This window comes from Arcobacter sp. YIC-80, from assembly GCF_044841725.1.
GTDB lineage: Bacteria > Campylobacterota > Campylobacteria > Campylobacterales > Arcobacteraceae > Arcobacter_B.
The window spans coordinates 16,101-37,150 of sequence record NZ_JBJBSI010000008.1; the positions used below are offsets into that span (position 1 = coordinate 16,101).

The window sequence follows — 21,050 nt, forward strand, 5'->3', positions numbered from 1 at the left end:
TCTATAAAAAGAAAAGGAAGCAAAATATGTTAGTATTTATCTTAAACGCAGGAAGTTCATCTCTTAAGTATCAATTAATGAACCCAGTTACAAAAGAGACTTTAGCAGCAGGAATTTGTGAAAGAATTGGAATTGATGGTCTTTTAAAACATGAGTTTGGTAATGATCAAGAATTAAAAATTGATGTAAATATGCCAACACATAAAGAAGCTATTGAGCTTGTTTTAAGAACATTAACTGATGGTGAAGGTAAAGTAATTGATTCTATTGATGATATTGAAGCAATTGGTCATAGAGCAGTTCATGGAGGAGAAGAGTTTGCTTCATCTGTAATGGTTACAGATAAAGTAATTGAAACTATGAAAAAATTAATTCCACTTGCTCCATTACATAACCCAGCAAATATTATGGGAATGGAAATTTGTCAAGAATTAATGCCTGGAAAACCTAATGTAGCTGTATTTGATACTGCTTTTCACCAAACTATGCCTGATTATGCTTATATGTATGCTTTACCAAAAGATCAATATACTAAACATGGTATTAGAAAATATGGTTTCCATGGAACTTCTCACTTCTTCGTTTCAAATGAAGCAAGAAAAATGTTAGATAAAAAACATAATACTAGAATTATTGTATGTCACTTAGGAAATGGTTCTTCTGTTTCTGCTGTTCAAGATGGAGAATGTATTGATACATCTATGGGACTTACACCTGTTCAAGGTTTAATGATGGGAACAAGAGCTGGTGATGTTGGAGCTGGTGCATTACAATATATGATGAGTCAAGAAAACATTACTATTGATGAAGCTTTAAATATTATGAATAAAAAATCAGGTATTTTAGGTATTTCTGGAAAATCTTCTGATTTAAGAGAAGTATTAGAAGGTATGCAAGAAGGTGATGATAATTGTAGATTAGCTGTAGATATGGTTGCATATAATATTAAAAAATATGTAGGTGCTTATGTAGCAGCTTTAGACGGAATAGATGCTTTATGTTTCACTGGTGGAATTGGTGAAAATGCTGCATTAATCAGAGAAAAAGTTTGTGCTGGATTAGATGCAATGGGTCTAGTTATTGATCCAGTTAAAAATAACAAAAGATCAAGAGAAGCAAGAGATATTGCGACAAATGGCTCTTCTTCAAGAATTTTTGTTATTCCTACTAATGAAGAATACGTTATTGCTAATGACACTTTCAAAATCGTTTCAGGACTTGAAAAATAATTTATTTTTTAAATTTTCCATAAAAAAAGGGATGAAGTTTATCTTCATCCCTTTTTTGTTTTTAATATACAAATACTATCTAATAAGCTTTTAAAGAATTTACAAAAGTCATAGAAACTTTTGAAACTGTTTCATTTATAATTTTATCTATAAACTTTTCAAACTTATCTTGCTTTTTCCAAATAGGATACTCAACTTTTGATAATTTTTCTAACTTTTCTTTAGCATAAGAAATAGTAGCAACTTCATCTACAAGTCCCACTACTTTAGCTTGTCTTGATGTAAAAACTTTTGCATCAGCAAAATTTTTATGATTTTCAACTTTTAAACCTCTTGCCTTTGCTACATCTGAAATAAACATATTATATGTATCATCTATTATAGATTGTAACTGTTCTTTTTCATAATCAAACCATTTTCTAGTTGGTGTTCCTGACTCTTTATATTTCCCTGCTTTTACAGTTTGAGTTGAAATACCAATCTTAGCCATTAATTCTTCTGTATTTACACCTTGCATAATAACACCAATTGAACCAACCATACTTCCAGGATTAGCAATAATTTCATTTGCCCAAATAGAAGCATAATATGATCCACTAGCTATTACACCACTAGCATAAACAACAACAGGCTTTACTTCTTTTAACTCTTTAATTGCATAAGCTAATTCAACAGAAGGAGCAACAGCACCACCAGGAGAATTCACTTCAAGTAAAACACCTTTAATATTATCAGCTTCTTTTGCTTTTTGAATATCTTCTAAAGTCTTATTTACATCTAAAATAGGTCCAAATAAAACTATTTTTTGTAAATTAGCGACTTCGTAATTATTATTGTTTTCACTATTATTACCCGTACCGTATACAATAAAATAAACAATAGTTAAAAATACAACTGTTTTAAAATATTTTGTAATAAAATCTAATACAGCAATAATAGGATAAAACAGTTTTTTAAAAAAATTAAACATTTCTTCCTCCTATAATTGTTTTATCTACAAATTTTGTATGCAGAATAATATGCATAGCTAAATCATCTTTATTATTTACCTCATCTGGTAATTTAAAACAGATAATATCAGCATCAGCATTTTTTTCTATAACACCTTTATTTAAACCTAGAGCTTTACTTCCACCAACTGTAGCAGCTTTTAAAAGTTTTTGAGATAGTTTTATAATATTTTCATCCACATGAATCATTAATGCATTTCTTAATTCATCAAACATAGATAAAGAGTTATTAGAACTTAATCCATCTGTACCAATACTTATATTTATACCACCTAATTTCTTCATATCAATTTTTGTATTATTTAAGATACGATTAGAAGTAACACAATGATTAATTGAAGCATTTAATTCTTTTATTTTCTCTAAATCTGCATTACTAGCTTCTACACAATGGGTAAAAGATAATTTATCAACTCCCTTAAACTGATTTAAAAATTCCATAGGTTTTGTAACTGCCTTATCTTGTCCTAAAAAATTTTTAAAAAAATCTATAAATAAACCCTCATCTTTATGTAACCACTCAAACTCTTCTGGTGATTCTAAAAAATGTGAACTTACAGCTAAATTTTCTTGTTTTGCTATATTTAAAGTCTCCCTTAATAAAAAAGGATGTACTGAATAAGGTGAATGAATAGCAACTGCTGGTATTAAATTAGAACTGGCATACTGTTTTATATTTTTAAGTCTTGCTTTAAAATCAATAAATAAAGTATCAACCATATCAGGTTTACTTCCTATTACCTCACAAAAAAATACTTTATTTAAAGGTGAAGAAATACAAGCTTCTAAATCAAAAGAATAAGAAGAAATTGCACCAATTGTTGTAGTACCAGTTTTTTTCATCTTTTTTAATTTATCTTCAATAAGTTTTTTATTTGCTTTTTCAATTAAAACTTCTCTATTTTTAATAACAGAATTAAGCCAATTCATAAAATTACCATATTTAAGAGTTGTACTATTTGCACTAAACTCTAAATGAACATGAGAATTGATTAAACCTGGCATTAATACAGAATTTTCTTTTTCTTCTTGAATTTCAATATTTGGATATTTTTTTTGAATATTTTCTTTAGTGTCTACATCTATAATTTTATCAGAAAAAACAATAGCACCATTTTCAATGATGCTATTATTTTCATCACAGGTTACAACCCACTTTGAACTTATTATTTTCATAAAAGTTCTATTTATTCAGCGTTTTGAGAAGACTCTTCTACAGCTTTAATTTCAGAAATAATTTGCATTAAAGCTATAAGTCCCATGTGATATCCAAATGGTCCAAATCCAGTAATTACACCTGTTGCTGCACCAGCTGTAATTGATTTTTGTCTAAATTCTTCTCTTTTATAAATATTTGAAATATGAACTTCAACTGTTGGTAATTCTACAGCTGATAATGCATCTTTAATTGCTATTGAAGTGTGAGAGAATGCTGCTGGGTTAATCATGATACCATCAACCTCACCTAAACATTCTTGAATTTTATCAACAATTTCACCCTCTAAGTTTGATTGGAAAAATTCTAATTCTACTCCATTTTGAGCCGCTGCATTTTTTAACTGCTCATGAATTTGTTCTAAACTCATTGGACCGTAAATATGTTGTTCTCTAATTCCTAACATATTTAAGTTTGGTCCTTGAATTACTGCTATTTTCATATTATATTCCTTTTATAAATTTTAGGTAAGATTATATTTAAATTTATGTTAAATCATACCAAAGAAAGAGGGATTATGAGAAATTTTATTTTATTAAATGAAAATGCTATTTATTTTGAAGCTAATTTTTCATGTGACAATGTAATTTTTTTAAACTTAGGAAAAGAAAAATATTTTATCACTGATGCTAGATATACAATTGAAGCTAAAGAATATACTAAAAACTGTGCAGTTATTGAATCTAATGATTTAATACAAAGTGCAAAAGAAATATTAAAAAAAAATAAAGTTAAAAAAATATTTTTTGATCCAAATGATTTTAAATATGCAACTTACGTTAATCTAACAGCTGATTTAAAAACTGATTTTATTCCAAAGGCTAACTTTTCAAAAGAAAATAGAATTATTAAAACTAATGAAGAGATTAAATATCTAAAAAAAGCAGCCTCATTGGGAAGAAAAGGTTTTACTTCTTTTGCTAAATATATTAGAAAAAATGGCTTTAATCAAACTGAAGAGTTTTTACATTTTAAAGCAATTGAAAAAATGAGTCAAGCAGGAAAACTTGAACTTAGTTTTGATCCAATAGTTGCTATAAATAAAAATGCAGCAAAACCCCATGCACTTCCAACAAATAAAAAACTAAAACTAAACAACCTACTTTTAGTTGATGCAGGAGTAAAGTATAAAAGGTATTGTTCAGACAGAACTTGTACTTCTAGTGTAGATTTTGAAAGCTTTACTTTTAAAAGAGAACAAAATTTTAAAAATAAAAAACATCAAAAAATTTATGACTTAGTTTATAAGGCTCAACTAACAGCTATCAATAAAGCTAGAACTGGAATGAAAGCAAGTCAAATTGATAAATTAGCTAGGGATATAATAGAAAAAGCAGGATACGGAAAATATTTTGTACACAGTACAGGTCATGGAGTAGGACTTGATATACATGAATTTCCTAATATAAATTCAAGGTCAGATGTTATTATTGAAGATAATATGGTATTTACAATAGAACCAGGAATTTATTTACCAGATGAATTTGGTGTAAGAATTGAGGACACTGTTGTAATGAAAAATGGAAAAGCAATAATTTTATAAAAAAGAGAAAAATTTGAAAAAAAAATTAAATGAAAAGTTAACACTTTTAAAAACACCAAATTTTCCATTTTATTCAAAAAAAACTTCAAATAAAAAATATCATGTAACTATTGGTATTGGGGGAAATATTGGAAATGTAAAACAAACTTTTGATAAGTTATTCTTATCATTATGCAAAAATACAAAATTTGATATTCTTATGACAAGTCCCTTACTTATTAATCCTCCTTTTGGTTACTTAGAACAAAATGATTTTTTAAATGGTATAATTGCGCTTAAAACTAATCTTTGTCCTAACGAGTTTCTTAAAAACATGCAAAGATTAGAAAATAGATTTGGAAGAAAGCGATCCTTTCAAGATGCGCCTAGAACTCTGGATATAGATATTATATTTTTTGAAAAGAAAAAAATAAATTCAGAACACCTTATTATCCCTCATAAAGACTGGGCAAATAGAGAATCAGTGATTATTCCTTTAAAATATATGAATAAATTATAAAACGTGAATTAAAAAAGGTAAATAAATGAAGAAAAAAGTAGTTGTTGGAATGTCAGGTGGTGTTGACTCTTCTGTTACAGCATTACTATTAAAACAACAAGGCTATGATGTAGTAGGCTTATTTATGCGTAACTGGGAATATGGAATCAAAGGAAGCCAATGTCCTAATCGTATAGAGTTTGAAGATGCTAAAAAAGTAGGTGAACTAATTGGCATTGAAGTAAAAGGTAAAGACTTTGTAGAAGAGTATAGAACAAAAGTATTTGATATATTTTTAGAAGGTTTAAAAAAAGGTCTTACTCCAAATCCAGATATTTTATGTAATAAAGAAATTAAATTTAATGTATTTTTGAATGAAGCAAAAAAAATGGGTGCTGACTTTATTGCAACTGGACATTATGCAAAAATTGCAAAATATGAAGATCATTATGTATTAGATACTCCAAAAGATAGCTCAAAAGATCAAAGTTACTTCTTGCATGCTCTATCAAGTGAACAACTAAGTCAAGCTATGTTTCCACTTGGAGATTTAACAAAAACAGAAGTTAGAGAAATTGCAAGAGAACATAACTTACCTGTAAGTGATAAAAAAGATAGTACAGGAATTTGTTTTATTGGTAATCAAAGATTTGATGATTTTATAACGCAACATCTAAAAGCAATTCCAGGTGATATGATTGATGAGCATGGAAAAGTTTTAGGACAGCACAAAGGTCTTATTTGCTATACACTAGGTCAAAGAAAAGGTATTGGTCTTGGTGGTATCAAAGGAAATGAAGGTGAAAATAATACTCACAAATCATGGTATGCTGCAAAGAAAAATATTGAAGATAATACTTTAACAGTTGTTCAAGACACAAACCATCCATTGCTTATGAGTGAATATACGCAAGCTTCTCATGTACACTGGGTTCTAGAAAAAACTCCAAAGATAGGAGATAAATTAACAGCACAAGTTAGATATAGACAACAAAAACAAGAATGCACAGTTGTAGAAGTAAATGAAGATAAAGTATTAGTAAAATTTGATAAACCTCAAAGAGCTGTAACTTTAGGTCAGAGTCTTGTTCTATATGATGGACAATACTGTCTTGGTGGTGGATTTATAAGTGATTATAAATAATATGATATAATCGCGTTTTTTACTAATCTTTACTATTTAAAGATTGGTAATTAACATTCGGAAGAAAGCGATCCTTTCAAGATACGCCTAAAACCAAAAAATAAATTTTATATAAAATTGGGCAAATAGAGAGTTTGTGACTATTCCTTTAAAAAGGATTATAAATGCAAAAAAAAGTTATGGTAGGTATGAGTGGAGGAATTGACTCTTCTGTTACTGCTTACATGCTACAACAAGAAGGTTATGAAGTTGAAGGTGTTTATCTAAAGCTTCATAATAGAACTGATGGTTATCATGAATCGAACTTAGATTTTATTGAAAATGTTTCTAAATTTCTTAATATTAAATATCATGTATTAGATTTAGCAAATAAATTTGAAGAAGAAGTTTATGACTACTTTGTAAACTCATATATAGAGGGTACAACTCCCAATCCATGTGTTAAATGTAATAGACAAATTAAATTTGGCGCTATGCTTGACTTTGCTAAAAGCAAAGGTGCAGATTTTCTTGCAACAGGACACTATGCAAAAACAGATGGAGAATTCATTTACGAAGCTGATGATAAATCAAAAGACCAAAGTTACTTCCTATCCCAAGTTCCAGTTGAAGCATTAAAATCAATGATGTTCCCACTAAGTACTTACAAAAAAGAAGATATTATTAAATTTGGTGCAAAGTTAAACTCTACATACAAAAAAATCACAGAAAAAAATGAATCTCAAGAAATCTGTTTTGTTGATACAGTCTATACAGATATTGTAAAAAAACATGCAAAAATAGACCAAGAAGGTGATGTATTAGATGAAAATGGAAATATAATTGGTAAACATAAAGGTTATGCACATTATACAATTGGGAAAAGAAGAGGTTTTACTGTTCATGGGGCTCAAGAACCACACTTTGTTACAAAACTCAATGCTAAAGACAATACAATTGTAGTTGGTAAAAAAACAGCATTAGAAGTAAATGAAGTTATTGCAGAAAATTTAAATATGTATATTACAGACAAAAAATTTGACTGTACTGTAAAACTAAGATATAGATCTGTATCTATTCCATGTAAAGTAAAAATTGAAAATGATTCAGCTATTATAAAACTTCATCAGCCTGCATTTGGTGTAGCTGCTGGACAACTTGCAGTCTTTTATGAAAAAGAAAAAGTTATTGGAAGTGGCTGGATCAAGACTACGAAATAAGACATTTTATTTTTAAATAAAAGGAAGAATTATGCTCTTCTTTTTATTTAACTACCTTTTATAAATCCTACTTTTAAACTTCTAACAATTCATTAAGTACTCTTTAGATAAAATCACACGATATTAACAACAATCATTCAAGGAAAATTATATGTCAACATTTAAACTTTTTAGTGGTTCAGCTAATCCTGAGTTTACAGCAAAAGTTGCGGATTATTTAGGTGTTCCAGTTTCAAGTGCTACTTTAAATAGATTTAGTGATGGAGAAATCTCTGTTCAAATTACAGAAAGTGTAAGAGGACAAGATGTATTTATTTGTCAACCAACATGTGCTCCAGCTAACGATAACTTAATGGAACTTCTAATTATGGTTGATGCACTAAAAAGATCAAGTGCAAAGTCAATTTCAGCAGTAATTCCATATTATGGCTATGCAAGACAAGATAGAAAAGCAGCTCCAAGAGTTCCTATTACTGCAAAATTAGTTGCTGATTTATTAGAAGCAGCTGGAATTGATAGAATTGTAACTATTGATTTACATGCAGCACAAATTCAAGGTTTCTTCAATATTCCTGCAGATAATTTATTTGGTTCTATTTTATTTGTAGATTATATAAAATCTAAAAACTTCAAAAACCCTATTATCGCAAGTCCTGATATTGGTGGAGTAGCAAGAGCTAGATCTTATGCTGATAAATTAGGTTATGACTTAGTAATCGTAGATAAAAAAAGAGAAAAAGCAAATGTATCTGAGGTTATGAATATTATTGGTGATGTAAAAGATAAAGATGTTATTTTAGTTGATGATATGGTTGATACTGCTGGAACACTAGTAAAAGCAGCTGAAGTACTAAAGAAAAGAGGAGCTAATTCTGTTATGGCTTGTTGTACACATGGAGTACTTTCTGGACCAGCTTATGAAAGAATTGAAAAAGGTGTTTTAGATGAATTAGTTGTTGCTGACACAATTCCTACACAAAAAGACGCTAAAAAGGTAACTGTTTTATCAGCTTCTGTTATGATAGGAGAAACAATTAGAAGAATCCATAATAACGAGTCTGTTAATTCTATTTTCATAGCTTAATAATATATAAAACGATTTATGCTATAATAACAAAAATTATAACAAGGGTAAAAAATGAAAAAAATAATTCTTTCAACTATAGCATGTGCTTCTATGATAGTAAGTGCAAATGCGACAGAATATAAATATGAAGTTACACCTATGTTCTCAACAGCTTTTTCTGAGCATAATACTGATTTACCAAAAGGTTATAGTAATGCAGGTTTAGCTATTGGCTTTAACCAAACAGATTCTATTTTCGATCAAGTTGAAGTTGGTTTTTTAAGATCAATTGAAGACGTAAATTATCAGAATGCAAATAGAGATACAGGAGTTACTAGAGTATTTACTAACTTAGTAAAAGAATATAATTTAAATTCAGTTTATTCTTTTTATGCATTAGTTGGTGCGGGAGTTGAGTATTTCAATGATGAGTTCGCAGGTAATGAAAGTGGACTATTTGGTAACTATGGTGCTGGTGTTAAAATCAAATTTTATGATGATATGGCTGTAAAAATTGACTTAAGACATGCTATTGAAACAGACCATGGTGATAATACACTATTATACAATGTTGGTTTATCAATTCCATTTGGAAAAGTTGCAGCTCCTGCTCCTGCACCAGTAGTAAAAAAGGTAGTTGAACCTGCTCCTCTTGATTCTGATAATGATGGGGTTATTGATGAAAAAGATCAATGTCCTAATACAGTTCCTAATGCAGTTGTAAATGCACAAGGTTGTGAATTAGATGATGACAAAGATGGTGTAGTAAATAGATTAGATCAATGTCCTAATACTATGGCAGACGCAGAAGTAAATAATGTTGGATGTATGACATTAGTTGATTTAAAAATCAATTTTGACAATGACTCAACAGAAATTAAAGAGCAATACACTTCAAAGATTATTGAATTTGCTAAAGTTATGAATAGTAATACAAAATTAAAAGCAACAATTGAAGCACATACTGATTCAGTAGGTACAAAAGCTTATAACCAAAACTTATCTCAAAGAAGAGCAGCAGCTACAATTAAAGCTTTAACTAACTTAGATGTAGAAGCTACAAGATTAAGAGCTATTGGATATGGTGAGCTTAAACCAGTAGCATCAAATAAAACTGCTGAAGGTAGAGCAGCAAATAGAAGAGTTACAGCTGTAATCTCTAAATAAACTTCAAATATCTTGTAATATAAAGGGCTTAGTTTTTACTATGCCCTTTTTTTTACTAAGTTTTCTTATTTAAAATACTATTTAACTTATTTTGTACGTTCTTTATGATATAATTTGACAAATTATTTTTTAAAGGATTTTAGATGAAAAAAATTATACTAACAACAATAATTTCATCTTCTTTATTATTTTCAGCAAGTAATCCAAGTAAAAACTATGAATATGAAGTTACAGGTTATGCAGCAGGAATTTTAAGTGATTCAAGTAACAAACTTAAAGACGATAATTATTTAAATGGTGGTTTATCCATTGCTAAAAATTTAGAAGGTATGATGATAGACCAAGTAGAATTAGGTTTTTTAAGAAGCCAAAGTGTTGAATATTCAACTGGTTCAAATACAAACATGAATACTATTTTCTTAAATGCCATTAAAAAATATGGTATTACTGATAAATTATCTGCTTATGGACTAGCTGGTCTAGGAAATCAAGATGTTTCTCAAGAATTAGGGGAAAATAAAGACTCTATATTTTTTAACTGGGGTCTTGGTTTAAGATATGATATTCCTTATTACGGAATGGCTATAAAAAGTGATATTAGACATTTATATGCTTTTGAAAATAGTAGAAATGATATTATGTATACATTAGGATTAGCTTTACCTCTTGGTAAAAAATATAAAGAACCAATTGTAGCAAAAGTACCACTTGTTGAGGAAGAAAAAAAACCTGTAGTTATAGATGGAGATGATGATAAGGATGGTGTTTTAAACTCTAAAGATTTATGTCCTGATACACTTCTGGGTGTTCAAGTAAACGAAAATGGGTGTGAGCTAGATGATGATAATGATGGTGTTATTAATAGATTAGATAAATGTCCTAACACATCAGAAGGTATAAAAGTAAATAATGAAGGTTGTGTAGCAACAATTGATTTAAAAATTAATTTTGATTATAACTCAGCAAAAATCAATGATAAATATCTAAATCAAATAAATAAATTTGCGATGATTTTAAAAGAAAATAAAAAACTTACTGCAACAATTGAAGCACATACAGACTCAAAAGGAAGTAATAAATACAATGAAATATTATCTCTAAAAAGAGCTAACTCTATAATCAAAGAACTTAAGAATTCTGGGATTAATGTATCAAGACTTACACCAATTGGGTATGGAGAAACAAAGCCAATTGCTAAAAATACTACAGCAGAAGGTAGAGCAAAAAATAGAAGAGTTATTGGTCTTATTAATCAGTAATTTTTCTTTTTATAAGGTTTAGAATTATTCTAAACCTTGTAATTACTCCTTCTTTTCTCTTTTAACTATAAACTTACATAATTTTAGATATAATCGCGAATATATAATTAAATAAATAGGATTAGCCTTGCAGAAAAATATTAGAAACTTTAGTATTATTGCTCATATTGACCACGGAAAATCTACATTAGCAGATAGAATTATTCAAGAATGTGGTTCAGTAGCAGATAGAGATATGTCTGCACAAGTAATGGATACAATGGATATTGAAAAAGAGCGTGGTATTACAATCAAAGCTCAAAGTGTAAGACTTGATTATGTTAAAGATGGACAAAACTATGTTCTTAATTTAATTGACACTCCAGGTCACGTTGATTTCTCTTATGAAGTGAGTAGATCATTAGCTTCATCTGAGGGTGCTTTACTTATTGTAGATTCAACTCAAGGTGTTGAAGCTCAAACTATTGCAAATGTTTATATAGCAATGGATAATGATTTAGAACTATTACCAGTTGTAAATAAAATTGATTTACCATCAGCAGATCCAGATAGAGTTCTTGAAGAAGTTGAAGATGCTATTGGACTTGATTGTACTGAAAACAATCTAATCTCAGCAAAAACAGGTTTAGGTGTAAGAGACTTAATTGATTCAATTGTAGATAGAGTTCCTGCACCACAAGGTGATGAAAATGCTCCAACTAAAGCACTTATTTATGATTCTTGGTTTGATAATTATCTTGGAGCCTTAGCACTTGTAAGAGTATATGAAGGAAGTATCAAAAAAGGTCAAATGCTTAAAATGATGAATACTAAAGTTGAACATCCTGTTCTTAACTTAATGTATCCACATCCACTAAAAAGACAAAATACAAATGAAATAAAAACAGGTGAAATTGGAATCGTTGTACTTGGACTTAAAACACTTGATGGTATTGCAGTAGGTGATACTATGACAGATGCAAAAGAGCCAACACCTGAGGCAATTGATGGATTTGAACCTGCTAAACCTTTTGTATTTGCTGGACTTTATCCAATTGAAACTGATAAATTTGAAGACTTAAGAGAAGCTTTAACTAAACTTCAACTAAATGATTCTTCTATTTCTTTTGAACCTGAAAGTTCAGCTGCCCTTGGTTCTGGATTTAGAACAGGTTTCTTAGGTATGCTTCACATGGAAGTAATCAAAGAAAGGTTAGAGAGAGAATTTAATCTTGATTTAATAGCAACAGCACCAACTGTTGTATATGAAGTTTTACAAAAAGATGGAGAGAGAATTGATATTCAAAACCCTTCTGAATTACCAGAGCCAAACTATATTGAAACAATTTTCGAACCTTATGTAAAAGCTACTATTTTAGTACCTGATGAGTTCTTAGGAAACGTGATAAAACTTTTAAATGATAAAAGAGGAATTCAAGTAAAAATGGATTATCTTGGAGCAAGAGTATTATTAGAATATGATATTCCAATGAATGAAATAGTAATGGATTTCTATGATAAACTTAAATCAACTACAAAAGGTTATGCATCATTTGATTATGAACCAATTGGATTTAGACCAGGAAATCTTAAAAAATTAGATGTTAGAGTTGCAGGAGATGTAGTAGATGCCCTATCTATTATCGTACCTGAAGAAAAAGCTGTAACAAAAGGTAGAGAGTTTATCAAAGCTTTAAAAGAAATGATACCAAGACAATTATTTGAAGTAGCAATCCAAGCAAGTATTGGTACAACAATCATCGCAAGAGAAACAGTAAAATCAACAGGTAAAAACGTAACTGCAAAATGTTACGGTGGGGATATTACGAGAAAAAGAAAACTATTAGAAAAACAAAAAGCCGGTAAAAAAAGAATGAAAGCTATTGGTAAAGTAAATGTACCACAAGAAGCATTTATGGCTGTTTTAAAAATCTAATTTCTGTAGTTTTAAATTTAAAATAAAAATTATTGATTAACTTAGTCTATTAAGTTTTTCAGTAATTTTAATATTATATACTTTTATAATTTTTTATGTTATTATATTGATTATGAAATGTATCCTATGTGAAAACCTATCTTTTCAAATTATATGTAAAAAGTGTCAAAAGACCCTATTACACCCCTCTTTTCACAAAAGAGAAATTGAAAAAGATTTTTATAACTACTCTTTTTATGCTCTTAGTGATATAGAAGAACTTATTAGTTCGAAGTACTATTTTCATGGAGATAAAGTTTTTAATCTTCTAGCTAAGTTGTCATTTTATAAATTTGCACAAAATTTCACTTATTTTCAAAATATTCTAGCAATTCCTATTGATGATCATGTAAGACATGAATTCTCTCATACAGCAATATTAGCACGGTATCTAAACTCACAAAATATCAAGCCTAAATACAACTGCTTAAAAGCACAAAACATAGTCAAATATGCAGGAAAAGACCTTGAATTTAGACAGAAAAATCCAAGAAGGTTTAAATGTACAAAAATATCTAATCAAACGACAATTTTATGTGATGATTTAATCACAACAGGTGCTACAATTAAAGAAGCAAAAAAAGCTTTAGAAAAAAGAAATAATCAAGTGCTATTCTCTTTAACCCTAGCTGATGCAAAACTTTAGTATAATAAATTTTTATTAAAGGGTATATATGATAGGAATTATTGATTATAACATGGGAAATTTAGCAAGTGTTTATAATGCTTGTCATCTAATAGATGCAAAAGCTTCGATTGTTAAAGATCCAAATGAACTAAAAAATTTTGATAGAGTAATCTTACCAGGAGTTGGTGCTTTTGCAGATGCAATGCAGCACCTAAATGAGACAGGTATGAAAGAAGCAATTTATGAGTTTTCTAAAACTGGAAAACCTATGATTGGTATTTGTCTTGGTATGCAACTTCTATTTGAGAGTTCACAAGAGTTTGGTCATACACAAGGTCTTGGTTTAATAGATGGGGAGGTTGTAAAGTTTGATAAATCTAAAATGCATGAGGATATAAAAATACCTCACATGGGATGGAATACAATAATAAACAAAGAGCACTCTTTATTTGAAGGACTTGAAAATCCATATTTATATTTTGTGCACTCTTATCATGCACAAACAAAAGAAGAGAATATTATAGGTAAAACAGTTTATGGATATGAGTTTGTAAGTGCAGTAAATAAAGATAATGTTTACGGTTTCCAACCACATCCAGAAAAATCTCATGATAATGGTATTAAGATTTTAGAAAACTTTATAAAAATAAAATAGTATTTATATAAAAGGAGTCACAAATGAAAACAATAGCAATAACAGGATCAAGTGGATTTGTAGGAACAAATCTTAAAAAGTATTTTACAAACTTAGGTTATGAAGTATTGCCTATTGCTAGAGGTGACTTATCTAATCAACAAAGATTAGAAGAGATTATAAATCAAAGTGATATAGTAATAAATCTTGCAGGTGCAAATATTATCAATAGATGGAGTGAAAGTTATAAAAAACTACTTTACTCAAGTAGAATTGATACAACACAAGCAATAGTTAAAGCAATAAAAAAAGTTCAAAATAAACCTATACAACTTATATCAACGTCTGCAGTTGGTATCTATGATAATAAGCAAACTTATGATGAAAATGGAGTTCATACTAGTGACTTTTTAGGAAAATTAGCTGAGGACTGGGAAGAAGAAGCCTTAAAAGCAAGAAGTGAAAGTACAAAAGTATCTATCTTTAGATTTGGTATAGTCTTAGGAAAAGATGGTGGTGCTTTAGAAAAAATGATTACACCTTTTAAACTTGGACTTGGGGGAGTTATAGGAACCGGGAAACAAGCTTTTAGTTTTATTCATATTGAAGATTTACTAAATGCTTATAAATTTGTAATTGAAAATAATCATGAAGATATTTTCAACCTTACAGCCCCTAATCCAACAACAAATAAAGGTCTAACTCTTGCTTTAGGAAAAACACTAAAAAGACCTACTATACTTCCAGTACCTGAATTTGTTTTAAATATAATATTTAGTGAAGGTGCTAAAGTTTTAACTGATGGGCAAAGTGCTATTCCTAAAAACCTTATGGATTTAGGTTTTGAATTTAAATACAAAACTATTGATGAAACAATAAAAGATTTATGCTAAAAGAAAAGAAGAATTAAAAAACAGGAGATATAAAAAGTATGGATATTTTACCAGCGATTGATTTAAAAGACGGAAAAGCTGTAAGATTAAGTAAAGGACTTATGGATAGTGCAAAAATCTATTCAGATGAGCCTTGGCAAGTTGCAAAAAGATTTGAAGAATTAGGTTCTAAATGGGTTCATGTAGTGGATTTAAATGGAGCATTTGCAGGTGAACCAGCAAACTTAGAGCAAATCAAAAAAATCAAAGAAAATTGTAACTTAAAGATTGAAGTTGGTGGAGGAATCAGGGATGAAGAAACTATCAAAATGTATGTTGAACTTGGAATTGATAGACTTATTTTAGGTTCAATTGCTGTAAAAGATCCACAATTTGTAAAAGATATGGCAGCAAAATATCCTATTGCTGTTGGAATAGATGCTATGAACGGAATGGTAGCTGTTGAAGGTTGGGCAGAAGTTTCAACTATGAAGGCAACTGACTTAGCAAAAGAGTTTGCAAATGCAGGTGTTGAAGCTATTATTTGTACAGATATTTCTAAAGATGGTATGCTTTGTGGTGTAAACGTTGAGTTTACAGAATCAATTGCATTAGCTTCAGGGGTTGACACAATAGCAAGTGGTGGGGTAAAAGATATAAATGACATCACTAACTGTAAAGAAAATGGAAACATTGCAGGTGTTATTGTAGGAAAAGCATTCTATGAGGGGACACTTGATTTAGAAGAAGGTTTTAAAGCCTTATAAAATTTAATATAAGGAAAACTAAAATGTGTTTAGTGATTTCTTTAATATTCTCAGCCTTAGCATATACTTTTTTTAGAAAAGACAATATGCAAGGCTTCTATATAAATATAAGTATATCACTAATATTTATAAGCTTACTAATTAAAAATATCATTCAAATGAAGAAAAATAATCATGTCAAATAAAACTAAAATAGATTCAATATATGAAAAACTTGTAAATGAAGAAGATGCTAGAGTTTGTAAAGCAATAGATGAAAGTGCTTGTAAAGTAGTTCCTGGAAACTTTTTTATAACCTTAATAAGCTATTTTTTTAATAAAATAGCAGATGCTGTAGCTAATGCAAAAGTAGTTCTACCTTGGTTGATGGAAAGCCTTAGTGTACCCATGTATTTAATAAGTTTCTTAGTTCCAATAAAAGAGTCTGGTTCATTAATACCTCAACTATTTATTGCTGCTTTTATAAGAAAACTGCCTTTTAGAAAATATATATGGTCACTTGGTACTTTTTTACAAGCAGTTTGTATGATTTTAATTGCTATTGTAGCATGGAAGATGGAAGGATTAGATGCTGGATTAACAATCATAGCTTTATTAATTGCGATGAGTTTATCAAGAGGATTATGCTCAGTTGCAGCAAAAGATGTAGTAGGAAAAACTATACCCAAAACCAGAAGAGGTACACTAAATGGCTACTCGGCAATGCTTTCAAGTATCTTAGTTGTAGCTTTTGGTATATACCTTTTAGTAAATTCACAAAAACCTTTTTCTCCTCAAAACTTTGGAGTTTTATTTTCAATTGCAGGTTTTTTCTGGATATTAGCATCTCTTACATATTTAAGAATAAAAGAGTTTGAAGGAGAAACTGATGGAGGAGGAAATGCTTTTAGCGTGGCTATAAGTAAATTATCAATTTTAAAAACTGATAAACCTTTTAGACTTTTTGTAATCACTAGAGCCTTATTTTTATGTGCTGTTTTAAGTGCACCTTTTTTTGTAGTTATGGCTCAACAAAATAGTGATGCAAATGCCTTTTTATTAGGTCTTTTTATTTTATCAAATGGTTTAGCAGATATGCTTTCAGCAAACTTTTGGGGTAAATTTTCTGATCAATCAAGTAGAAAAGTTATGATACTAGGAGCTAGTATTTCTACATCTATGGGATTTTTAGTTGTAGCTATTGACTTTTTTTATAAAGATTTATTTTCATATATTTGGTTAATGCCTATTATATATTTTATATTAAGTATAGGGTATCAAGGTATTAGAATAGGAAGAAAAACATATATTGTTGATTTAGCTGAGGGAAATAAAAGAACAGATTATGTAGCTGTAAGTAATACACTAATTGGACTTATTCTATTAGCTAGTGGACTTATTGGAGCATTAACTTCATTTATTGGACTTAGTGGTGTTATTTTAGTTTTATCTATTATTGGATTAATAGCAATTATTTTAGCAAATAAGCTACCTGAAGTACAAGAAGATTAATACTCTATCTTCTTAATCTTCAAGCATAGTATAATGAAGTTCCAATCCATTTGAAGTTGCTACGAAACCATTTACATTAATACTTCCATCATGTACCATTTTATGATGTTCTTTACAAAGTGGAATAAGATTGTATTTATGATTTGCGTTTATATGCTCAATAAATCCATCTTTATTTGCTTTTGCTTGTTCTTTAATGTGGTGAACATCATCACAAGCTTTGCCACATATCACACAAGTTGAAGCAAATACATTTTTATTGTATTTAGATGTTTTTCTATGAGTAAGTCTTTCTATTTTATCATAATCATCTGTTAATCTTTTTCTTATATCATTAGCAACACTCAAAAACTCTTTATCCATGTGAAGTGATCTTGCATACTCTAATCCATACATAGATGAACCACTACCAAATGCTAATTTCCTATCAAAAATAAGTTTATCTTCATCATCTTTATACATTACAGATAAATGTAAAGAGATAATATTTTTAAGCTGTTGAATCTCTTTTATCTCTGGAAGTTGGTGTAAATGTGTCGCAAATACAAAAATTGATTCTAATTTTGCTAGTTTTAAAATAGCACTTGCTACTATACTTAAGCCACTCATTGTTTCAGTAGAATGAGAAATTTCATCTCCTAAAATAAGTGACTTTTTACTTGCTCTATTGAAAATATTTTTTAGCTCCAACATCTCAACTGCAAAAGAAGATAAACCTTTTGCTATATTATCAGCACCACTAATTCTAGTATATACAGCATCAAAGATTGAGAACCTCATAGATTTTGCAGGTACATAAAAACCTGCCTGTGCTAATATAACTGCTATTCCGATTGATTTCATAAGTGAGGATTTACCTGATGAATTAATACCATAAAGTAAAACTCCATGCATTTTATTATCTTTGATATTAACTGGATTTGAGTTTTTGATAATCACATTATCTTTATACTCTTTTGAAGCATAAGATAGCTGTCCTAAGATAATATCATTTGGTACATAAATACCTTGATCTTCATTTGCTTCAATAATAGGATGTCTTAAATCAATAAGTTCAATAAAGTTCTCTTCATCTTTAGTTTTTACAATCTTTGGACAAGTATAGTTATACTTTTTTGCTGTTTTTATATTTGATACTGTTAAATCTACCTCTGCAATAAACTGAACTAACTCTTCTAAAAGTTTCGAAAACTTCTTTTCAAATTCAAGTAGTTTATCTTTAAATACAAGTTTATTTAATTCAACTATTTTTTTTAAATTATGAACATATTTATCACTTACACTCTCACTTAATCTACAAAATATCTTAACAGAATTTGTTTGCATTTTTACTGTAAAATCTTTAAATAAAAGTAAATCATCATCTATAATTATATGAGAATTTAACAATTCTTCTTTTATAAGATTAAATCTATTTTTAGTCATTGAAAGAAAAAAGCCTTCTTTATCAAGCCTATTTATACTAACAAAATTTGAGTCGTCTTTTGCATTTAAAAATCTTAAAATATGTTTTCTAAGAAGTTCTAGCTTTGAATAAAGTTCAATATTTTCATTATTTAATTCATCAATTTGAGCATTTATTCCCTCACAAACCATATTTGATTCAACATCTTTTAACATATATTTACCAGATACTGTTAAATCAAACGTTGAATCAATTGATTGAATAAATAAACTAAGTTCTGAACTACTACAAGGAGGTGTTAAAAACTTGTAATTTTCCATAAAAGTTACAACTTCTTTTATACTAAGAAGAGAATCATATAAATAGTTTAATTCAAAAGGATGAAGTCTGCTTAGTTTAATTCTTCTAGTTAATCTTTCAATATCATAAATATTTGCTAATTCATTCTCTATAGGCCCGTGATAATCAAATAGTTCTTTTGAAAGATTAAACCTTCTTAATATTTCTTTTGTATCTTTTACAGGATGAGTAAGTCTTTCTTTTAAAAGTCTTTTTCCCATTGCTGTTGAAGTATTATTCATCAGTTTTATTAAACTTGGGTTATGACTAGTTTCAATTATATTTAACTGTTCTAGTGCATTGTTTCCTAAATAGATATATTTTCCTACATCAAGTTTTTGAGGGAGAGAAAGTTTTTGAACTATATTTGAGTCATGTCCTATTACAAAATCAATTAAAATAGCTAATGCTTCTGTACTTAGAGGAACTCTTTCCATATCCAAATGCTCAATTGAAGTTAATAAAGACTGAATATCAAAAACATTTTTAAATAATTCGTTTTGATAATTTATTTTTGGTCTAAAAGAACCTATATGAAAAGTTTTTAGGTTTAACTCTAAATAATCAATTACTTCTTTTTGATTTATATTTTTATCTGCAAAACTTACAATTACTTCATTAGTTTTGTGCATATTCATATAGTTAAATACTTCATCTAAAGCATAAAACTTATCTTCACTTGTCCCATGAACTTCATTATAATAACACTTTCCAGTAGTTACATCAATAGCACTATATCCAACTAAATAAATACCTTTTATTTGTTCAACAACTAAAGAAGTAATATTATTTTCATCTTGATCTATTACAAAATCAAAATTTGTTCCAGGACTTACTACAGTATCTAAATACCTTGATACTTTAGGAGGTAAACCCTTTTGTTTTATAACTACTACTGTATATTTTTGTTCACTTATTATTCTTGATAAATGTTTCTCAAAGGATATAGCAGGGACTCCTGCCATAATAGGATTTTCAGGAGAGTTTTCTAGGATTGTTTTATTTTTTCTTGTTAGTTGAATATTTAATAGTTCAGCTATTTCCTTAGCTTTTCCTATTTGCATTTCATCATTATTAACTTCATAAACTTCAAAAAAAGTCCCTATTTCCATAAGAACTACAGTATTCTCTCCATACTTTTTTTCAAATAGTTCTTGAAGTTTAAAATATGTAATAGTTAATAATGTTTTTTTATCAGCTAAAAGTTCTGCTACTTCTTCTCTCACTTTACTTTCTAACTCCCGTCCAATCTCTTATTTGCTTTCTTTGTTCTTTTGTAAGATCAGCTTCTTCATGAAGCCAAAGATATGAATGTAATGGCATTACAGCATATACTGTTCTATAAATACCTTTTAACTTTTTGTTTTTTTCTTCTTGCGAATAAGCTTCCCATTCAGAAAAATTCAACCATTTTCTTCCATCATTTACATGTTCACTAATAATCCAAGAAAAGGGTGCAATTTTAGAATACCAAGGCCAATTTACATTATTAGAATGACAATCATAACAAGACTGCTTAAACATTGTCATTATTTCAGAAGGAGCTTGGATTTCTAAAGATTTATCGATAGGAAAGTTTTTTTGTTCAGTTTGTATAAATTGCATTACAATAAATACAATAAGAAAAATCAAAAGTGTTCTTTTCATAA

At 28.8% G+C, this 21,050-nt stretch carries 20 protein-coding genes; 15 read left to right on the forward strand and 5 right to left on the reverse strand.

Annotation, left to right across the window (positions count from 1 at the left end; genetic code table 11):
• Positions 1-26 precede the first annotated feature (26 nt).
• Positions 27-1,229 (forward strand): acetate/propionate family kinase, encoded by a 1,203-nt coding sequence (locus ACH5BK_RS10900; RefSeq protein WP_404307290.1) that lies wholly within the window; start codon positions 27-29, stop codon positions 1,227-1,229.
• Between the two features lie 79 nt (positions 1,230-1,308).
• On the opposite strand, the gene sppA is transcribed toward ACH5BK_RS10900, so the two are convergent.
• From sppA to aroQ, 3 genes are read right to left on the reverse strand one after another with little or no spacing between them, the layout of a single operon-like run.
• The gene (sppA, locus tag ACH5BK_RS10905) at positions 1,309-2,199 is read right to left on the reverse strand and encodes a signal peptide peptidase SppA (protein ID WP_404307292.1); all 891 of its coding nucleotides are present in this window, start codon (positions 2,197-2,199) and stop codon (positions 1,309-1,311) included.
• A complete protein-coding gene (locus ACH5BK_RS10910; protein WP_404307294.1) occupies positions 2,192-3,415 on the reverse strand; it encodes a metal-dependent hydrolase in 1,224 nt (407 codons plus the stop codon). The genes sppA and ACH5BK_RS10910 overlap by 8 nt, the downstream gene beginning before the upstream one ends.
• An 11-nt stretch (positions 3,416-3,426) precedes the next feature.
• Positions 3,427-3,897, reverse strand: a complete 471-nt coding sequence (gene aroQ, locus ACH5BK_RS10915) for a type II 3-dehydroquinate dehydratase (RefSeq protein ID WP_404307296.1) — start codon at positions 3,895-3,897, stop codon at positions 3,427-3,429.
• 75 nt (positions 3,898-3,972) lie between these two features.
• Between aroQ and ACH5BK_RS10920 the strand changes: the two genes are divergently transcribed.
• The 14 genes from ACH5BK_RS10920 to ACH5BK_RS10985 all read left to right on the forward strand — a co-directional run bounded on the left by ACH5BK_RS10920 (position 3,973) and on the right by ACH5BK_RS10985 (position 17,657).
• The gene (locus tag ACH5BK_RS10920) at positions 3,973-4,998 is read left to right on the forward strand and encodes a M24 family metallopeptidase (protein WP_404307298.1); all 1,026 of its coding nucleotides are present in this window, start codon (positions 3,973-3,975) and stop codon (positions 4,996-4,998) included.
• Positions 4,999-5,011: 13 nt separating this feature from the next.
• Positions 5,012-5,497 carry a 2-amino-4-hydroxy-6-hydroxymethyldihydropteridine diphosphokinase gene (folK, locus tag ACH5BK_RS10925; protein WP_404307300.1) on the forward strand — a complete coding sequence of 162 codons (486 nt, stop codon included), beginning with the start codon at positions 5,012-5,014 and terminating at the stop codon, positions 5,495-5,497.
• 25 nt (positions 5,498-5,522) lie between these two features.
• The gene (mnmA, locus tag ACH5BK_RS10930) at positions 5,523-6,620 is read left to right on the forward strand and encodes a tRNA 2-thiouridine(34) synthase MnmA (protein ID WP_404307302.1); all 1,098 of its coding nucleotides are present in this window, start codon (positions 5,523-5,525) and stop codon (positions 6,618-6,620) included.
• Positions 6,621-6,784: 164 nt separating this feature from the next.
• Positions 6,785-7,819, forward strand: a complete 1,035-nt coding sequence (mnmA, locus tag ACH5BK_RS10935) for a tRNA 2-thiouridine(34) synthase MnmA (RefSeq protein WP_404307304.1) — start codon at positions 6,785-6,787, stop codon at positions 7,817-7,819.
• A gap of 151 nt (positions 7,820-7,970) precedes the next feature.
• Positions 7,971-8,903, forward strand: a complete 933-nt coding sequence (locus ACH5BK_RS10940; protein WP_404307306.1) for a ribose-phosphate pyrophosphokinase — start codon at positions 7,971-7,973, stop codon at positions 8,901-8,903.
• Between the two features lie 54 nt (positions 8,904-8,957).
• Positions 8,958-10,052 (forward strand): OmpA family protein, encoded by a 1,095-nt coding sequence (locus tag ACH5BK_RS10945; protein ID WP_404307308.1) that lies wholly within the window; start codon positions 8,958-8,960, stop codon positions 10,050-10,052.
• Positions 10,053-10,195: 143 nt separating this feature from the next.
• Positions 10,196-11,311 (forward strand): OmpA family protein, encoded by a 1,116-nt coding sequence (locus ACH5BK_RS10950; protein WP_404307310.1) that lies wholly within the window; start codon positions 10,196-10,198, stop codon positions 11,309-11,311.
• A 127-nt stretch (positions 11,312-11,438) separates the two neighbouring features.
• Positions 11,439-13,226, forward strand: coding sequence for a translation elongation factor 4 (lepA, locus tag ACH5BK_RS10955; protein WP_404307312.1), 1,788 nt, complete (start codon positions 11,439-11,441; stop codon positions 13,224-13,226).
• A 112-nt stretch (positions 13,227-13,338) separates the two neighbouring features.
• Positions 13,339-13,911 (forward strand): ComF family protein, encoded by a 573-nt coding sequence (locus ACH5BK_RS10960; protein WP_404307315.1) that lies wholly within the window; start codon positions 13,339-13,341, stop codon positions 13,909-13,911.
• A gap of 28 nt (positions 13,912-13,939) precedes the next feature.
• The gene (hisH, locus tag ACH5BK_RS10965; RefSeq protein WP_404307317.1) at positions 13,940-14,548 is read left to right on the forward strand and encodes an imidazole glycerol phosphate synthase subunit HisH; all 609 of its coding nucleotides are present in this window, start codon (positions 13,940-13,942) and stop codon (positions 14,546-14,548) included.
• Positions 14,549-14,571: 23 nt separating this feature from the next.
• Positions 14,572-15,420, forward strand: a complete 849-nt coding sequence (locus ACH5BK_RS10970) for a TIGR01777 family oxidoreductase (RefSeq protein WP_404307319.1) — start codon at positions 14,572-14,574, stop codon at positions 15,418-15,420.
• A gap of 38 nt (positions 15,421-15,458) precedes the next feature.
• Positions 15,459-16,166, forward strand: a complete 708-nt coding sequence (hisA, locus tag ACH5BK_RS10975; protein ID WP_404307321.1) for a 1-(5-phosphoribosyl)-5-[(5-phosphoribosylamino)methylideneamino]imidazole-4-carboxamide isomerase — start codon at positions 15,459-15,461, stop codon at positions 16,164-16,166.
• A gap of 23 nt (positions 16,167-16,189) precedes the next feature.
• Positions 16,190-16,351, forward strand: a complete 162-nt coding sequence (ypmT, locus tag ACH5BK_RS10980; RefSeq protein ID WP_404307323.1) for a protein YpmT — start codon at positions 16,190-16,192, stop codon at positions 16,349-16,351.
• A complete protein-coding gene (locus ACH5BK_RS10985) occupies positions 16,341-17,657 on the forward strand; it encodes an MFS transporter (RefSeq protein WP_404307325.1) in 1,317 nt (438 codons plus the stop codon). Before ypmT ends, ACH5BK_RS10985 begins: the two co-directional genes overlap by 11 nt.
• A gap of 12 nt (positions 17,658-17,669) precedes the next feature.
• Here ACH5BK_RS10985 and ACH5BK_RS10990 read toward each other — a convergent pair whose 3' ends face one another.
• Both ACH5BK_RS10990 and ACH5BK_RS10995 read right to left on the reverse strand, forming a co-directional pair.
• Entirely contained in the window at positions 17,670-20,627 is a 2,958-nt protein-coding gene (locus ACH5BK_RS10990) for a DNA mismatch repair protein (protein WP_404307327.1), read from the reverse strand.
• Between the two features lies 1 nt (position 20,628).
• The gene (locus tag ACH5BK_RS10995; protein ID WP_404307329.1) at positions 20,629-21,048 is read right to left on the reverse strand and encodes a heme-binding domain-containing protein; all 420 of its coding nucleotides are present in this window, start codon (positions 21,046-21,048) and stop codon (positions 20,629-20,631) included.
• Positions 21,049-21,050: the final 2 nt, after the last annotated feature.

What these genes read in the sequence shown, in the direction of transcription:
- ACH5BK_RS10900 (WP_404307290.1), top strand. Translation starts at nt 27, where the DNA reads ATGTTAGTATTTATCTTAAACGCAGGAAGTTCATCTCTTAAGTATCAA.
- sppA (WP_404307292.1), bottom strand. Translation starts at nt 2,199, where the DNA reads ATGTTTAATTTTTTTAAAAAACTGTTTTATCCTATTATTGCTGTATTA.
- ACH5BK_RS10910 (WP_404307294.1), bottom strand. Translation starts at nt 3,415, where the DNA reads ATGAAAATAATAAGTTCAAAGTGGGTTGTAACCTGTGATGAAAATAAT.
- aroQ (WP_404307296.1), bottom strand. Translation starts at nt 3,897, where the DNA reads ATGAAAATAGCAGTAATTCAAGGACCAAACTTAAATATGTTAGGAATT.
- ACH5BK_RS10920 (WP_404307298.1), top strand. Translation starts at nt 3,973, where the DNA reads ATGAGAAATTTTATTTTATTAAATGAAAATGCTATTTATTTTGAAGCT.
- mnmA (WP_404307302.1), top strand. Translation starts at nt 5,523, where the DNA reads ATGAAGAAAAAAGTAGTTGTTGGAATGTCAGGTGGTGTTGACTCTTCT.
- mnmA (WP_404307304.1), top strand. Translation starts at nt 6,785, where the DNA reads ATGCAAAAAAAAGTTATGGTAGGTATGAGTGGAGGAATTGACTCTTCT.
- ACH5BK_RS10940 (WP_404307306.1), top strand. Translation starts at nt 7,971, where the DNA reads ATGTCAACATTTAAACTTTTTAGTGGTTCAGCTAATCCTGAGTTTACA.
- ACH5BK_RS10945 (WP_404307308.1), top strand. Translation starts at nt 8,958, where the DNA reads ATGAAAAAAATAATTCTTTCAACTATAGCATGTGCTTCTATGATAGTA.
- ACH5BK_RS10950 (WP_404307310.1), top strand. Translation starts at nt 10,196, where the DNA reads ATGAAAAAAATTATACTAACAACAATAATTTCATCTTCTTTATTATTT.
- ACH5BK_RS10960 (WP_404307315.1), top strand. Translation starts at nt 13,339, where the DNA reads ATGAAATGTATCCTATGTGAAAACCTATCTTTTCAAATTATATGTAAA.
- hisH (WP_404307317.1), top strand. Translation starts at nt 13,940, where the DNA reads ATGATAGGAATTATTGATTATAACATGGGAAATTTAGCAAGTGTTTAT.
- ACH5BK_RS10970 (WP_404307319.1), top strand. Translation starts at nt 14,572, where the DNA reads ATGAAAACAATAGCAATAACAGGATCAAGTGGATTTGTAGGAACAAAT.
- hisA (WP_404307321.1), top strand. Translation starts at nt 15,459, where the DNA reads ATGGATATTTTACCAGCGATTGATTTAAAAGACGGAAAAGCTGTAAGA.
- ypmT (WP_404307323.1), top strand. Translation starts at nt 16,190, where the DNA reads ATGTGTTTAGTGATTTCTTTAATATTCTCAGCCTTAGCATATACTTTT.
- ACH5BK_RS10985 (WP_404307325.1), top strand. Translation starts at nt 16,341, where the DNA reads ATGTCAAATAAAACTAAAATAGATTCAATATATGAAAAACTTGTAAAT.
- ACH5BK_RS10995 (WP_404307329.1), bottom strand. Translation starts at nt 21,048, where the DNA reads ATGAAAAGAACACTTTTGATTTTTCTTATTGTATTTATTGTAATGCAA.